General features: G+C 58.0%; 16 protein-coding genes. 11 read left to right on the top strand and 5 right to left on the bottom strand.

Annotation, left to right across the window (positions count from 1 at the left end):
- Positions 1–15: 15 nt before the first annotated feature.
- Genes ACLI1O_RS00475 through ACLI1O_RS00485 form a run of 3 tightly spaced genes read left to right on the top strand, consistent with a single transcriptional unit; the run spans position 16 to position 2041 of the window.
- Positions 16–705 carry an alpha-ketoglutarate-dependent dioxygenase AlkB family protein gene (locus ACLI1O_RS00475; protein ID WP_239269669.1) on the top strand — a complete coding sequence of 230 codons (690 nt, stop codon included), beginning with the start codon at positions 16–18 and terminating at the stop codon, positions 703–705.
- A 39-nt stretch (positions 706–744) separates the two neighbouring features.
- Entirely contained in the window at positions 745–1287 is a 543-nt protein-coding gene (locus ACLI1O_RS00480) for an NADPH-dependent FMN reductase (RefSeq protein WP_284772148.1), read from the top strand.
- A gap of 34 nt (positions 1288–1321) precedes the next feature.
- Positions 1322–2041 (top strand): SDR family oxidoreductase, encoded by a 720-nt coding sequence (locus tag ACLI1O_RS00485; protein ID WP_237792272.1) that lies wholly within the window; start codon positions 1322–1324, stop codon positions 2039–2041.
- 444 nt (positions 2042–2485) lie between these two features.
- Here the strand turns inward: ACLI1O_RS00485 and ACLI1O_RS00490 are convergent, their stop codons facing one another.
- The 4 genes from ACLI1O_RS00490 to betT form a co-directional block, all read right to left on the bottom strand.
- Positions 2486–3634 carry a hypothetical protein gene (locus ACLI1O_RS00490; RefSeq protein WP_411706892.1) on the bottom strand — a complete coding sequence of 383 codons (1149 nt, stop codon included), beginning with the start codon at positions 3632–3634 and terminating at the stop codon, positions 2486–2488.
- Entirely contained in the window at positions 3612–3839 is a 228-nt protein-coding gene (locus tag ACLI1O_RS00495; protein WP_411706893.1) for a hypothetical protein, read from the bottom strand. The genes ACLI1O_RS00490 and ACLI1O_RS00495 overlap by 23 nt, the downstream gene beginning before the upstream one ends.
- 167 nt (positions 3840–4006) lie before the next feature.
- A complete protein-coding gene (locus tag ACLI1O_RS00500) occupies positions 4007–5584 on the bottom strand; it encodes an aldehyde dehydrogenase family protein (protein ID WP_239269666.1) in 1578 nt (525 codons plus the stop codon).
- Between the two features lie 45 nt (positions 5585–5629).
- A complete protein-coding gene (gene betT / locus ACLI1O_RS00505; protein WP_239275737.1) occupies positions 5630–7870 on the bottom strand; it encodes a choline BCCT transporter BetT in 2241 nt (746 codons plus the stop codon).
- Positions 7871–8203: 333 nt separating this feature from the next.
- Between betT and betA the strand changes: the two genes are divergently transcribed.
- The 8 genes from betA to ACLI1O_RS00545 all read left to right on the top strand — a co-directional run bounded on the left by betA (position 8204) and on the right by ACLI1O_RS00545 (position 14201).
- Positions 8204–9976: a choline dehydrogenase gene (gene betA / locus ACLI1O_RS00510; RefSeq protein WP_239269664.1), complete on the top strand. Its 1773-nt coding sequence runs from the start codon at positions 8204–8206 to the stop codon at positions 9974–9976.
- Between the two features lie 28 nt (positions 9977–10004).
- Positions 10005–10688, top strand: coding sequence for a LysE family translocator (locus tag ACLI1O_RS00515; protein WP_239269663.1), 684 nt, complete (start codon positions 10005–10007; stop codon positions 10686–10688).
- A 106-nt stretch (positions 10689–10794) separates the two neighbouring features.
- A complete protein-coding gene (locus tag ACLI1O_RS00520) occupies positions 10795–11442 on the top strand; it encodes a LysE family translocator (RefSeq protein ID WP_005276251.1) in 648 nt (215 codons plus the stop codon).
- A 9-nt stretch (positions 11443–11451) separates the two neighbouring features.
- Positions 11452–11781: a YbjQ family protein gene (locus ACLI1O_RS00525; RefSeq protein WP_005276253.1), complete on the top strand. Its 330-nt coding sequence runs from the start codon at positions 11452–11454 to the stop codon at positions 11779–11781.
- 57 nt (positions 11782–11838) lie between these two features.
- Positions 11839–12123, top strand: a complete 285-nt coding sequence (locus tag ACLI1O_RS00530) for an RNA-binding S4 domain-containing protein (protein WP_023016489.1) — start codon at positions 11839–11841, stop codon at positions 12121–12123.
- Positions 12124–12951 (top strand): VOC family protein, encoded by an 828-nt coding sequence (locus tag ACLI1O_RS00535; protein ID WP_284772150.1) that lies wholly within the window; start codon positions 12124–12126, stop codon positions 12949–12951.
- Between the two features lie 20 nt (positions 12952–12971).
- On the top strand, positions 12972–13280 hold the full coding sequence (locus ACLI1O_RS00540; RefSeq protein WP_239269661.1) for an MGMT family protein: 309 nt from the start codon (positions 12972–12974) through the stop codon (positions 13278–13280).
- Between the two features lie 72 nt (positions 13281–13352).
- A complete protein-coding gene (locus ACLI1O_RS00545) occupies positions 13353–14201 on the top strand; it encodes a hypothetical protein (protein WP_239269660.1) in 849 nt (282 codons plus the stop codon).
- Between the two features lie 18 nt (positions 14202–14219).
- On the opposite strand, the gene ACLI1O_RS00550 is transcribed toward ACLI1O_RS00545, so the two are convergent.
- Positions 14220–15551: a septum formation initiator gene (locus tag ACLI1O_RS00550; protein WP_239302394.1), complete on the bottom strand. Its 1332-nt coding sequence runs from the start codon at positions 15549–15551 to the stop codon at positions 14220–14222.
- Positions 15552–15709 lie beyond the last annotated feature (158 nt).

Consider the following 15709-nt stretch of genomic DNA (forward strand, 5'->3'; position numbering starts at 1 on the left):
GGTTAGGGTGGAGGCATGCTTTTTGATTCGCTGCCGCGGCCGAATGCGTACGTCGCGCCGGGCGTGGGGCACGTGCCGGGATGGGTGGGCATCGGCAAGCAAAAGGCCCTGGTAGAAGAGACACGGGAGATCGCTCGCGCGTATGCGCATACGCCGATGGCGATGGTGCAGCCGCGGCTGAAATCGGGTGGGCAGATGAGCGTATTTCAGCTGCATCTTGGCCGGTATTGGCATTATCCCAGCTACCGGTACGTGGACAATATGGAAGGCACGCGGGTGCCGCCGGTACCGGATAGCCTGCGGGAATTGGCCCCGGCGGCGCTGCGACAGGCGGCCCAGATTGCCCCGGAGCTGGAACCATGGGTGGATAACTTCGTGCCGGAGATGGCGCTGGTGAATTATTATCCGCCCGGCTCGGCGATGGGCATGCACGTAGATGACTCTGAGGAATCGCCCGCGCCCGTGATTTCGCTTTCGATTGGGGATGAGGCCCTCTTCCGCATAGGCCATACCGAAAATCGCACCAAGCCCTGGGACGATGTGACCCTGTGCTCGGGTGATTTGGTGGTCTTTGGCGGGCCGAAGCGCTTTGCCTACCACGGGGTGGTGCGGGTAAATGATGGCACGCTGCCGGAGGGATGCGGGCTGCAAGAAGGCAGAATCAATATCACCATCAGACAAGTTTCGGCGAGCGCGGTAGGCTAGGGCGGGTTACATAAAGGTTGAAGAAAAGAGGTTTTTCTTATGTCCCGAATTGGCATCATCATCGGTTCCACCCGCGATAAGGCGGCAGGCCAGGCAGTAGGCGAGTGGGTCAACGACCTCGCCCAAGGCCGTGAGAATGGCGTGGAGTACCAGCTGTTGGAGCTCAAGAAGTTCAATATCCCCATCCTCACCAGCGAGGTTGTTCCGGGTGCGGCGAATAAGCAGTACGATGACGCCAACGTGCAGGAATGGTCCAAGGCCGTCGATGCCTGCGATGGCTTCGTCTTCGTGACCCCGGAGTACAACCACTCCGTGCCCGGTGCGTTCAAGAATGCTTACGACTCGCTCGGCGCGGAATGGGCGGGCAAGCCGGTGGCCTTCGTGGGCTATGGTTCCGTCGGCGGCGTGCGCGCGGTCGAGGCATGGCGCAATGTCGTGGCTAACTTCTCCATGCCACAGCTGCGCAACCAGCTGGACTTTAATATCTTTACCGATTGGAACGACGGCGAATTCCGCCCCAGCGATGACTCCTACGAGCGCGCAAATTCCCTGCTTTCTGAGCTCGAGGACGCACTCCAGTAGAAAAAGCCCTGCACCGTGCTGCGCGCTGCGTAGCATGGGGTGCATGACTGAAAAGAAAGTAGCAGTAGTAACCGGTGCCTCCTCTGGTATTGGGGAGGCCACCGCGCGCTCTTTGGCCAAGGACGGTTGGCACGTCGTGGTGGGAGCTCGCCGCACAGACCGCCTGCAGCAGCTTGCCAATGAAATCGGTGGCGAGGCCTATGAGCTGGACGTTACCTCCGATGTTTCTGTTTCCAAGTTCGTCTCCCACCTCGACCGCGTAGATCTTTTGGTCAATAACGCCGGCGGTGCCAAGGGCTTGGAGCCGCTTGTCGATACCTCCATTGAGGACTGGCAGTGGATGTACGAGACCAACGTGCTCGGCACCGTGCGCATGATTCAGGCGCTCATGCCCAAGTTAGAGCGGGTGCCGGATCTTTCCGGGCTGATTATTAATGTCGGTTCCATTGCCGGCTGGACGGTGTACGAAGGCGGTTCAGGCTATAACACCGCGAAGCACGGCGTGCGCGTGATTTCTCGCGCGCTGCGCCTAGAAAACCACGATGTGCGCGTTACCGAGATCGATCCTGGCCGCGTGGCCACGGACTTTTCCTTGGTGCGCTTCAAGGGCGATGAGAAACGCGCGGCCAAGGTGTATGACGGCCAGCTCAACCTCGTGGCAGAGGATATTGCCGAGGCCATCCGCTGGGTTGCTGCCCAACCGGCCCACGTCAACGTGGATACGATGACCATCAAGCCGCGCACGCAAAGCTAGGCTGCCTTGCTTTCGAGCATCGAACCTTTGATACTCCGGAGTGTAAATGACGATCCCTTTGTAACGACAAGTAAGTTAGAAGAAGAGAGAAAAGGAACCTGAGTTCTCGATATTGTGCGACAAATATTTATAGAGTTTTGAAAATTTTCTTGAAAGTTCACCAAAGGTTTGGAGCGTTTAAGTAGCAGTGCAAACTTGCACGAGAAGCAGTCAAATAGGATTTGAACAACGAAAATTACTTAGCTGATGTGTTCCGTCGACTTGGAGTGACATGCGAGGATGAACATCGCGAAAACGGATTAAGCGCTCGCGATTTTCAAATAAATTACGAAGCCTCAAATTTTACTTAGTACATGGAACCAAGCTTGGATGATTAAGCTTGTGAAGTTTTCTGAGTTTAGATGAGTTTCACTTCAAAACTACTCTGCCTGTTATGCTCGGTCACTAGTGACTCAAATCCTTGAGGGCTTTTGACAGATCTAAGTACAAGTAGTCATCATTTGAATCTTCTGAGCCACGTTCGCTAAGCCAGTTGACAATTGACTTCCAATTATCCAGTGACGCATCTATATTTTCTTGTTGTTTAATGATGCTGATAAGAATTGTTTCGGTTCTCGCCGCTAGACGAACCTGATCGTATTTATTGTTCTTTATTGCCTGAAATAGTGTCTCTATATGATCCTTTTTTAAATCTTTAGCAAAAAGTTCCAAAGCGCGAAGATTCGCCTCGGCATCACGAAAACTGCAAGATTCCCTGACCAGCACTAAAGCCCGTTGAATTAAAGATTCACGATCGGAAGTTAAATTATGTAATGTAGCTAGTTGCTTTGCTTCCAGATTGTCGATTAGTTGAGATCTGCGGTCCCTAAATTTCTGTTTGAGCGGAGGGTCGCCAGCTAAGTAACCTTTTGAAAAGAGATCGGAGTCTTTAGCTGCGGAGATTACCGTTGATAGACGTTTTTCGGCGGTTCCCGGGATAGTATCCCAAAAAGTCTGCTGTGAGCCGTATGCCCCGACAGCACGAATAAGAGTGGCGTCATCTAGCTTTCCGCTTTTCTCCCAGTTAGCAAGAACGCTGTTAAGAGCTCTTTCGAAATCACCGGGTGCTGCAGTGCTCAGGCTACAAGCTGATGACCGTGCCCGTGAACCTACCCTCGGATCTTTCTCTGGTAGCTCCGCAGTGGATTTTAAGCTCCACTTGATCAAGAGCTTGCAAAGATTCAGTTGTGTCGATTTTGTGGAATGCCGGTAGAAACGGTCAACAAAGTAGTCTTCATCGTCGGGCCAACCGTCGCTTAAGATTTCTTTTTTGAATAGTTCGAGTTGAGCCTTACCCGCTATCGGTGGATGAGAGAATGTTGCACGATGTGCGGCGATAATATGAGAGCGTACTAGTTCTCCGTCGGGTTCAAACAGTTTATCATTCTCGATGAAGCCAGGATGAGCGCACAAATCTCGATCTGTCTTAAGCCTTTGGAGTTCCTCTCTTTCCCGGTGGGTTAGAAGATTAAATTCTTCTTCGCACTTCTTGAGGAGTGTCCTTTCGAACTCTTGAGCTCGGGTGACGTTTTTATCTGCTAATAGCAGTGTCATAGCCTTCCAAGTGCTTGCGCACTTCATTATCGCCAGTATCTGCCAGATATCGAAGTTTATGGATAAGGTCTACGGCAACTGTGATCCACAGCGAAACTAGTGAGGCACGGTGGGCGCCTGCATGATAGCAATTAATAACTTCGGAGAGGAGTGCTCGTGTTTTGGGGTTCTCTATTTCTAATTCGAGGGTGCTGAGATCTTTCATTAGAGATCCTAAAAAATAGATTTGGCCAAGTACAGGCCATGATTATAGTTGCCAACGCGGTGATCGAGATGAATTACACAGCAGCAAAATGGGTTAATGAATAGTTTTTAAGGCCCCGCAGGCTCATCAATGAGCGAGGGGCCTTAGGCTTTATAATTTTTTGCGCCTTATTGCAGACCGAACTGATCCCATGCGGCAGGGGCCAGGTTCTGGTACACGTGCTTGTGCTCTTGGTATTCGGCAAGGCCGGTGGGGCCCAGCTCGCGGCCATTACCGGACTGCTTGTAGCCGCCCCATTCCGCCTGCGGCAGGTACGGGTGGAAATCATTGATCCAAATGGTGCCGTGGCGCAGGGCGCGGGCAACGCGCTCGGCGCGGCCGGCATCGGAGGTGTACACCGCGCCGGCCAGGCCATACTCGGTATCGTTTGCGATCTCGATGGCCTCCTCCTCAGTGGTGAAGGTCTCGATGGTCACGGTCGGACCGAAGGCCTCGTCGTGGACGCAGTCCATCTCGCGGGTAGCGCCATCGATAATCGTGGGCAGGTAGTACACGCCCTGGCCCAGATCCGTGGTGCCGGTGCCGTGCTGGCCGTTGGTGTCCTCGCTGGTGGCGGCGCGGCCGCCGGTGAGGATCTTGGCGCCTTGTTCGCGGGCCTTGTCCACGTAGGCTGCTACCTTCTCGCGGTGATCGGCCGAAATGAGCGGGCCGGTCTCGGCCTTCTCATCGGTGGGGCCACCGATCTTGATCTTCTCGGCGCGCTCGACCAGTGCGGCAACGAATTTATCGTGCAGGGACTCTTCCACTACGATGCGCGAGCCAGCGGAGCAGACCTGGCCGGAGTGGAAGAAGGCGCCGTTGAGCGCGTTATCCACGGCGACGTCGAAGTTGGCATCGGCGAAGATGACGTTCGGGTTCTTGCCGCCGAGCTCCAGCGCGGTGCGCTTGACGGTCTCTGCCGCGTTCTTTGCAATCAGCTTGCCGGTGATAAGGCCGCCGGTGAAGGAGACCATGTCCACGTCGGGGTGCTGGGAGAGCGGATTGCCGCAGTTGGCGCCGGCGCCGGTGATGAGGTTGCCCACGCCATCCGGCAGGCCGCATTCCTTCAGCGCCGCCATGAGCAGCATGGCGGTGTGCGGAGTCAGCTCCGCCTGCTTGAGCACGAAGGTATTGCCGGCAGCAAGGGCTGGGCCCACCTTCCAGGACACCTGCAGCAGCGGGTAGTTCCACGGGGTAATCAGGCCGCAGACGCCCACCGGCTCGGCGTCGATGCGCGAGCGCAGGTTGGGATCTTGCGGGTCGACCACGCGGCCGGCTTGGTGCTGGGCCAAGGTGCCGAAGTACTCGAAAGCATTGGCAATATCGTCCATATCGCCCAGGGATTCCTCGTAGCGCTTGCCGGTATCCGCGGATTCGGCTTGGGCAAAAAGTTCCTTGTGTTCCCGGATGAAATCCGCCAGGCGGATGACAATCTTGCCGCGCTCGGCGGACGGCGTTGCGGCCCACTCGCCCTTATCGAATGTTTCACGTGCAACCTGGATGGCACGCAGGGTATCTGCCTCGGATGCCTCGGAGACGACGCCGACGGTAGAGCCATCGGCAGGGCAGACAATGGTGCGGGTCTCGCCATCCTGGGCGGCCTCCCACTGGCCGTTGATGAAGAGCGACTTCGGGGCATCACCGGAGTGCACGCCCTGGAGCAATTCGGTGGTCGTGGGATCGAACAAGGTGTTCTGGGTGCTCAAAGTGCAAGCAACCTTTCTCTAATTGCGGCGGTATCGCCCGCCAGTTTAACTATCTTCGCGCCAGGTGCGTTCCGGCTCGGCGCCATCGGAGACATCGGAATCGCCCGGCTGGCTTTGCTGCATGTAGAGGAATGCCAGGTGGCGCTCGTACAGGTCCAGCACGTTATTGATGATCTGGTTTTCGGAGTAGCCGTAGACGTCATAGCCCAGCGAACCGGTCATGTCGTAGACCTCAAGGCGGTAGTACTCGCCGTCGCCCTCGCAGAAGTCCGGGCGCTCCGCGGAAACAGGGAAGAGCTGGTAGCGGAATTGGCGCTCGTTGTGCAGCCGGACTTCGAGATCGAGCTGGGGCAATTCGGCATCGGGAAGCTCACTGGTGAGCAAGATGGCGTCATAGCCGCGGGTGCGCATTTGCGTGGCCACCTGCTCGAGGGCGTAGGTGGCGGTTCCCCGCAGGTAGTCATCCATGTCCTGTTTGGTGGGGAAGGAATTGGCGCGGTCCAGGCGGTTCTTCCACAGGTTGGAATCGCTCGGCTCGCGCTCGGTGCGGCTGCTGATGGCGCCGTGCAACGCGGTTTTCCGGGCCTCACGCTGGAGGATTTCCAGGCGCAGCGACTTCCAGAGCGAGAACATGATGAGGTAGACCACGAACGCGAAGGGTAGGCCCATGACCACGGTTGCAGACTGCACGGTGGCAATGCCATCGAGCTGTAGCAACGCCAAGGTGAGCGCGCCGACGGTGATGGACCAGAAAATGCGCAGCCACCGGGCGCCATCTTGCCGGTTATCCGTGATGCGGGAAGTGAAGTTCGACATGACCAGCGCACCGGAGTCGGCCGAGGTGATATACAGCAGCAGGCCGATGAAGGTGGTCAGGAAGATGACGATGGCGGAGCCAGGGAATTCCTGGAGCATGTCGTAGAAACCCTGCTCCGGAACGTTGATGGCGTTTTCTGCAAATTCCGGATAGTCACCGGAGCGCACCATGTCCAGGGCGGTATTGCCAAAGAAGGACATCCACATCAAGATGAACAGGAAGGGGAAGGTCAGCGTGCCCAGGATGAACTGGCGCAGCGTGCGGCCGCGGGAAATGCGGGCCAGGAATAGGCCGACGAAGGTTGCCCAGGCAATCCACCAGGCCCAGAAGAAGAGGGTCCAGGACTGCATCCAGGTATCCACGCTGGCTTGGTCCTCAGCAAAGGCGAAGGTCTCCAGCGTCCAGGAGGGGAACTTGGAGACGTAGTCACCGATATTGGTGACGATGGCGTCGAAAAGGTAGGCGGTCTTGCCAAAGACCACGACGTAGATCATCAGCGCGATGGCCAGGTAGACATTGAGCTCGGAGAGGAAGCGAATGCCTTTATCCACACCGGATACGGCAGACAACGTCGCAATGGCGACCGCGATAATGATGAGCCCTGATTGCAGCCCCAGTCCTTGCTCGATGCCGAAGATGAGGTGGAACCCGTAGGACAGCTGCACCACGCCGATGCCCAGGGATGCGGTAACGCCAAAGACGGTGCCCAGCATGGCGGCAATGTCCACCGCCGAACCAATGGGCCCATGCACGCGCTTGCCGATGAGCGGGTACAGCGCCGAGCGGATAGCCAACGGCATATTCAGGCGGTAGGCGAAGTAACCAAAGGCCATGCCCATTAGCGCATAGAGCGCCCAGCCGGTAAGGCCGTAGTGGAACATGGCATAGACCACGGCTTCTTTTGCGGCCTCCATGGTTTCGCCATCGCCCACCGGCGGGTCCATGTACATCGTGACCGGCTCGGCCACGGCGAAGAACATGAGGTCCACGCCGATGCCGGCGGCAAAGAGCATGGATACCCACGAGAAGGTATTGAATTTGGGCCGGGAGTGGTCCGGGCCCATGCGGATGCTGCCGGTATTGGAAAAGGCGATGTAGAGGACGAAGACCACGGCGATGGTGGCGGTCAGGACGTAGAACCATCCCAGGTTCGTGCCGATCCATCCGGTGACGCTGGCGAGGGTATTCGCCGCGGATTCTTTGCCAAAGCCCGCATACAGGGCCATGGCGATAATCAGGACACCGGAAATGATAAAGACCGGCCAATTGGGCTTGGGCGCGGCCACCTCGTCTGCGCCGACATCGTCGCCGGTTTCGGCCTTGTAGCTGCCGACGATGGCGCGGACTTGGTTGCGCGGTTTATGGCCCTTGTCCCCAGTTGGGTGAGTTTCCCCAGTGGAGTGAGCGAGAGAGGTGTCGGAATCCCCTGTGTGGGACTCTTCATGGTCGTGCGGACCACGGTTTGCCATCTACTTCTCCTAGTCTTGATCGATTAAGTGTCGAATCTTTCGCAAGACTGCCCCGCAATTCCCCGAAAAGAGGGGTAAGAGATAGGTTGGTGGCATAAATCATATGCGAGCAATCTATGCGTAAAGACCCCGGATTTCATCTACTCAGATGCATACCCGAACACCGTAAATATACATTAATCTGGGAAAACGTCCACCAGATGTGTATTCTGGGGGCGCTATTGCGCATAAATGAAAGCGGAAAAGTATAGATTTTTTGCGCAGGATACAATGGATCCGCCCGAAATACGGCGAGAACTACGCGTGAGATGGCTCACAGAAGGAAGGGGATTTATGGGTATTGTGGACAAGTTGACTAAGAAGCGCTCGACAAAGAGGGCGACGGATGAGGTCAGCGATGTGGTCGTCGTCGGCGGTGGCTCTGCCGGCTCCGTCATCGCCGCTCGCCTGACCGAGGATAAAGACACCCGCGTGCTCGTTCTTGAGGCCGGCCGCCCGGATTCCCTGTGGGACCTATTCATCCACATGCCTTCCGGTTTCTCTTTCCCCATCGGGGCAAAGAACTATGACTGGATGTATGAATCCGATCCGGAACCGGAGATGAATGGTCGCCGCATCTACCATGCGCGCGGCAAGGTGCTTGGCGGTTCCTCTTCCATCAACGGCATGATCTACCAGCGCGGCAACCCCATGGACTACGAAAAGTGGGGCCAGAACCCGGGCATGGATAACTGGGATTTTGCCCACTGCTTGCCGTATTTCAACCGCATGGAAACCACCGCTGCCGCAGAAGACGATGATCCGCGCCGCGGCCACGATGGCCCGCTCTACCTGTCCCGCGGTCCTGCTACCTCGCCGCTGTTCCAGGCGCTATTTAAGTCGGTACAAGAGGCTGGCTATAACCTGACCAATGACGTCAACGGTTACCGCCAAGAAGGTTTTGCCCCCTTCGATCGCAATATCAAGCACGGCAAGCGCTGGTCCGCTGCCCGCGCCTACCTGTACCCTAACCAGGACCGCGACAACCTCGAGGTGCGGACCCGCGCATTTACCACCAAGATCCTCTTTGAAGGCACCAAGGCAGTGGGCGTGGAATACGAGTGGCAGGGTGGCACCCACCGCGTCTTCGCAGAAAAGATCGTCTTGTCTGCCGGTGCCATCAATACCCCGCAGCTGCTTGAGGTCTCTGGCGTGGGTGACCGCGAGATCTTGGAAAAGCACGGCATCGACGTCGTCAAGCACCTGCCCGGCGTGGGTGAGAACCTGCAGGATCACCTCGAGGTCTACATCCAGTACGAGACCACCAAGTCCACCGCTTCCTCCCAGCCCTACCTGGATAAGTGGCGCTGGCCGTTCATGGGCCTGCAGTGGCTGCTGACGAAGAAGGGTCCAGTGGCCACCTCGCACTTTGAGGGCGGCGGTTTCGTGCGCTCCAACGAGGATGAGGCCTACCCGAACTTGATGTTCCACTTCCTGCCCATGGCGGTGCGCTATGACGGCCAAAAGGCCGACGTTAAGCACGGCTTCCAGTGGCACGTCGGCCCGATGTTCTCCGATACCAAGGGCCACGTGCACATCAAGAGCTCCGATATCCGGCAAAAGCCCTCCATCCTCTTTAACTACCTGCGCACTGAGCAGGACCGCCGCGAATGGGTAGAAGCCGTCCGCGTCGCCCGCTCCTTGCTGGATACCAAGGCAATGGAGGAAGTTGGCGCCCGCGAGTTCAGCCCGGGCCCAGAGGTCCAGAGCGATGAGGAAATCTTGGAGTGGGTCCGCAATGACGGCGAAACCGCACTGCACCCATCCTGCACCGCCAAGATGGGCGATGAGTCCGATCCCATGGCCGTGGTGAACCCAGAAACCATGGGAGTATGGGGCATCGATGGCCTGTATATTGCCGATGCTTCCGTATTCCCCTCGGTTCCCAACGGCAATATCTACTCCCCGACTATGATGGTGGGCGAGAAGGCTGCTGACCTCATTGCCGGCCGCACGCCGCTCGAGCCCAACTACACTCCGTGGTACAAGGCACACGAGGATATGCCGCTCTACGCCGAAGGCGAGGCAATCCGTGACCACAAAGAGGCACCGAAGGGTGCTTACTAACGCCCGCTTACATTAAGGAGACAAAGCCGTGACCATTTCCTCTCTTCTTACCTTGATGGGAATTTGGCTCGCGGCTTTGGTGTCTCCGGGCCCGGATATCGTGCAGGTCATTCGCGTGGCCCCACGATCCACATGCGCCGGGCTATTGTGCGCGGTGGGGGTATTTAGCGGGACGGTCTTTTGGATTGTCGCCTCCCTGGCCGGTTTATCGGCGCTAATTACGGCGCGGCCGGGCGTGCTGAGCATCTTGCAATTGCTCGGTGGGCTTTTCTTGCTGTACATGGGTGTATCGTCCCTGCGCAGCGGGTTAGCCGCGCGGCGCGCGCCCGCTCACGAGGTGGACACGGAAGACTATGCGGACCAGGCACGGGCGGCTGGCGATGCCGACGTCGAAGACATGACCAACTGGCGGGCCTTCAAGCTGGGGCTGGTGACTAACCTGTCGAACCCCAAGGCATTGGTGTTTTTCGGTGCGGTATTCGCCCAATTCATCCGCCCGGATATGTCCGTGGGGTGGACTATCGCGGTGGCGTTAATCCTCGCGGCCATGTCCTTTGTGTGGTTTTCCGCCTTTGCGCTGCTCGTGCGCGCGGCCGCGCGGTGGACGGCGCGGTATTCCGCCGGCATCGATATGGTCTCAGGCCTCGTCTTTGGCCTGCTCGGTGTGGTGATGGCCGGGGAGGGTGCCACCGCGCTGCTGAAATCACAGTAGTTACCTGTTTCGCTGCAGGTGAGACACTTCCTACAGTTGAATGCGTTAGTAAAAATGCATACGAATGTGGAGGTGTTAGGTGGCTATAGGTGCCCTTGTGACCCTGATGGGCGTATGGTTCGCGGCCATGGCTTCGCCGGGGCCGGATGTGGTGCAGATTATCCGCCTGGGTGCGCGGTCCACCCGCGCGGCGGTGTGGGTGGCCATTGGCAGCACGACGGGCCTTGCCCTGTGGACCATCGCTTCGCTCGCCGGGCTTTCGGCATTGATCTCTACGCATGAGGGCATCCTGGTGCTCCTGCAGGTCCTCGGCGGCAGCTATCTGCTGTGGATGGCCTATAGCGCGATTTCCTCCGGCCTGCGGGAACGGCGCGCACCCGCCACCGTCGTGGGCACGGAAAAGCAGGCACCCCAACCGCGAGGGTTTACCCCGGACGGAATTATTAAGGCAAAGACGGCCTACCGCATGGGGTTGGTCTGCGATCTTTCCAACCCCAAGGTGGTCATCTTTTTTGGCGCCATCTTTGCCAATTTCATCGACCCAGGAATGGGCGTGGGCGGAAACGTCGTCGTCGCCGCGGTACTGGTGCTGGAAAGCTTGGTGCTCTTCGTCGGCGTCGGCTTGAGCACGCGCGCGGTATCGAAGTGGATGGCCAAGAACTCGGCGTGGGTGGACATCGTCAGTGGCATCGTCTTCCTGCTCCTCGGCGTGGTTATCCTCTTTGAAGGCATCCGTGGGCTTATTGCGATGTAGGCTGAACTTATGATTTTTACTACCACAAATACCGTCGACGGTTATGAAATCACCAAATACCTGCGCATCATCGCTGGTGAGACCGTTACCGGCATCAATATGCTCAAAGACTTTGGGGCATCGATACGCAATATTACCGGTGGACGCGCCTCAGGCTATGAAAGCGAAGCCATCAAGGCCCGCGAGGCGGCGCTGGATGAATTGTGGCGCCGCGGCCAGGAATTGGGTGCTGATGGCGTGGTGGGCATCGCCTTCGACTATTCCCCAATGGGCACCAATAATGACATGCTGTTGGTCACCGCCACGGGCACGGCGGTCTCCCTGCGCGCGCGTGACTAAGCCTGTCCACCCCCACCCATAGCCGCGCGGCAACGGGCTCTGGGTAAGCTGGGCGGCATGCTTGAGGTTGCAATTTCTGGCGAGTCCATCAAATTGGGCCAGTTTATTAAACTGGCCAGCTTGGTCGGAACCGGTGGTGAAGCCAAGGAACTTATCGCAGAAGGCGCGGTCACGGTCAACGGTGACACCGAGACCCGCCGCGGCGCTACGCTGCAGATTGGCGATGAGGTGTGCATCGAAGGCACCTGCGCGCGCGTGGGCGAGCCCGACGATGATGATGACTATTTTGATGAAGCCACCGCAGACGATGACTTTGATCCGGAAAAGTGGAGGAATCTATAAATGCCCGCATTTGAAGCCGAAGTAGGCATGCCCTACTGGATCGATCTGACCACCTCGGATCCGCGCAAGTCCGCCCACTTTTATGAGCAGGTCTTGGGCTGGGAAATTTCGGCCGAGACCCAGGAGGACAACCCCTATCAGATGGCGCGCCTGCAGGGCCTGCCCATCGCCGGCCTCATCCCGCAGCCGGAGGAAGCCCCCACGCCGGATACCTGGGTGACCTACTTCCTCTCCAAAGACATCGACGGCGATTGCCAGCGCACGGAGAACCTCGGCGGGAGGATCCTCGCCGCGCCCCAGCCCGTGCAGCTGGGCCACATGGCCCTGCTTGCCGATGCCGCCGGTGGCATGTTCGGCCTCATCCAGCCCTCTGGCCCAGAGCACTTCGTCGCCGGTGGCGAACCCGGCACCCCGGTATGGCACGAGCTGACCGCCACGACGCGATTCCAGCAGGCCATGGACTTTTATGGCGAGCTATTCAACTGGGAGATTCGCGCCATGGAGTCTGAGGACGAGAATTTCATTTACGCCACCGTGGAAGAAGACGGCGCCCCGTTCGCGGGCCTGTGGAATGCTGAAGGCCAGTTCCCACCCCAGGTGCCGAGCTTCTGGCAGACCTACCTAGGGGTGCGCGATATCGATGAAGCCGCCAAGAAAGCGGTAGAGCTCGGCGGTGAAATCATCCGCGAGCCGTGGGATTCCCCCTTCGGGCGCATGTGCCTGCTCGCGGATTCCACCGGCGCGACCGTCACCCTGACTGAGGTCGAAGACGCCCCCGAGGATGAGCCCACCGAATCCGACGACGTGCTCAACCCCACCAGGGACTAAGCGCGGGGAGAGAGGCGTTGATGACAGGCTCCTCTGATTTGGCACAGCGCGTGCTAGCCATCGTGGCCGTTATCCCGCCCGGCAATGTGTCCTCCTACGGGGAGGTGGCAAAACTCGCCGGGTGCGGGGCCCGCAATGTCGGCACCGTGATGAATAGGCACGGCGGTAACGCCGCCTGGTGGCGCGTGGTCCGCGCCAATGGTGCCTCCCACGATCCCGTTCGCGCGGAAGAATACTGGAACCGCGAGGGCATCGAGCACTCCCACGGGCGCGTCGCCATGCATAAGCACGGCATGGATGCGCGGGACCTAGAAGTATTGCTGCGATAGATAGTACAATAGGGAAACTTTTTGCATTTATAGCCTGCGGCGATGTACATCCACGGCTACGCTATATGCGTTATGAAAAAATTAGCTATTGGTTCTCTCGTTACCGCACTTTCCTTCGTGACCATTCCCGCTGCCCAAGCGGTCAGCCTCGATCCCCAATCAGTGCCTGATCGTACGCAGATCACCGTTAGGCACGATTCCGGCGCCACCGTCTCGACTGCCAATAGTCACGAGTCCCGCCCGGCGCTATCCTTGAGCAAGCTCTACCTGGGATATTGGGTGCTCAAGTATGGTTCTGCCGCCGATAAGGCCCAAGTGGAAAATATGATTCGCTATAGCGACGATAATGTGGCCAGCGACCTGGACCGCCGCTACCCGCAGGCCATTCCCAGCATCATCCAAGAATTCGGGCTGAGTGAAACTCACTACACCGGCTACTGGGGAACCACGCAGACCTCGACCGAAGATATCGCGCGGTTTACCGCGGAGATCCAGCACGACCCCATCGCAGCACCCATTTTTGCGGGAATGGCCACTGCTGCTCCCGTGGCTGCGGATGGGTACCGCCAGGATTTCGGCACCGACCACATTCCCGGAGTATGGGGCACCAAATTCGGTTGGTCCGATGACCGCACCATCCACGCCTCCGTATCTACCGGGCATGGGTTTACCGTAGCCGCCAATACGTATGGCGATGCGCAGACCCATACCGCGGATGTCATGCGCGGCATCGACAATGCGCCGGTCGGCGGGTCCAGTGAGGCCATCGGCGCGCGCATCGAAAACGACCTCAACCTGCCAGAACCTGCGCAGCAGGCGCTTCGCGATGCCACCCGCACCGCGGCCGATCTTGAGCGCCAAGCGTGCGCGAACGCTAATCAAGCCCTGGCGCAGGTAAGCCAAGTGCGGGTGTGCCAATAAGCGCCGAGGGACTGGCCGTTAGATCAGGTTCCAGACGGTCACGGCCATGATGACAAGTCCCATGCAAAAGACGAAGTAATTCCAGATGTCGTTTTTGAACTGGGAATAGTCATCGACCTTTTTAAACATGTAGACCGGCACCAGATAGACCAAGAATGCCACGAAGATGCCGCCAACCACTGAAATCATGTCCATGATGGAGGGGTTGAAGACGGCCACGAGGGCCGTTGCCACGAATACGATGACATAAATGATGTTGAGCAGCGCGCGGCGCGAAAGCTTATTGGCCATGCGGGGAACGGCAATGCGCAGGAGGTACTCGGTGCCTTCCTCGGAACCAAGCATGTGCCCGAAGTAGGAAGAGATGATCGCGCACATGGTAATTAGCGGTGCCATATAACCAATGAACGGCGTGCCCGTGACGTTGGCGAAATAAGACAGCACCGGGATGTTTTGATCGGCTGCCTCCTTCAATCCGTCCGCTCCGAGCGCGAGGACGCAGGACCAGACGAAGAACATGGTAAATACCACGAGCATTGCGGCGGTATAGAGCTCCACGCGGGAGACGAACTTCTCCGTCTTTTTGCCGTAGGCCGGCTGCACGTCTACGGAGAATTGCGATAGCGCGGCCATGTGGGAAAAGGAAAAGACCAGCACCGGAAGAATAAGCAGGATGCCCTTAAGGATTCCCCAGATACCGCCTTCGTATTCAACGTTGAGGAAGCTTTCGAAATCCCACTTGGGGATCAAATAAATGGAGGTTGCCGCCAAGGCGACGATGAGCGGGTAGACCAGCATCTGGGCCAGCCACAGCATGGGGCGGCGGCCGATGGCAAAAAGGCCCGTCATGACGCCTACGCAGGCAATGGATAGTATCCACCTGTTGATGCTCGGCCCGCCGAGCTGGTTGACGATGAAGCTATCGACCACATTGGTAATGCTGATGCCATAAATGAGCACTGTTGGCACGATGGCCAGCCAATACAAGACGGCGATGAAAAGGCCGCTATTGCGGCCAAGGTAGTAGCGCACCAGCTCTAGGACGTCTTTCCCGTGTTGTTCTTGTGGTGCGCCGCTGACTATGCGGGCGTAGGTCCGGTGGGAAAAATACACCAGCGGGAAGATGAACACGGTGGCGAAGACGAGCGGCCAAAATCCGAAGGCGCCGGCGTTGAGCGGCAAGAAGAGGATGCCGGCACCAACACCGGTGCCAAAAAGCGCGATGACCCAAGACAGGGCGGAGCCCACCGCCTTCTGCCGGTTGGCTTCCTCTGCGGAATTTGTCGGAGCTGCCCCCTCGGTACTTTCCGTGCTGTCATCCGTGCGGGACTCGTGGGTTGGGGCATTCATGAAGGTCCTCAGTCCTTAAAGTGGAGGATAGGTGGCAAAAGCGCCTTGTAGAGAGTGTAGCGAAAGTCACTACCCGCATGTGCCTTAAACCACAGATTTTTGCGGCCGGGGGGGATCTACGGAAGGCTCGAGCGTCTAAAGCAACCGCGTTTCTCTGA

The sequence above is a fragment of the Corynebacterium sp. LaCa78 genome (genome assembly GCF_046717505.1).
In the GTDB taxonomy this organism is placed as follows: Bacteria; Actinomycetota; Actinomycetes; order Mycobacteriales; family Mycobacteriaceae; genus Corynebacterium.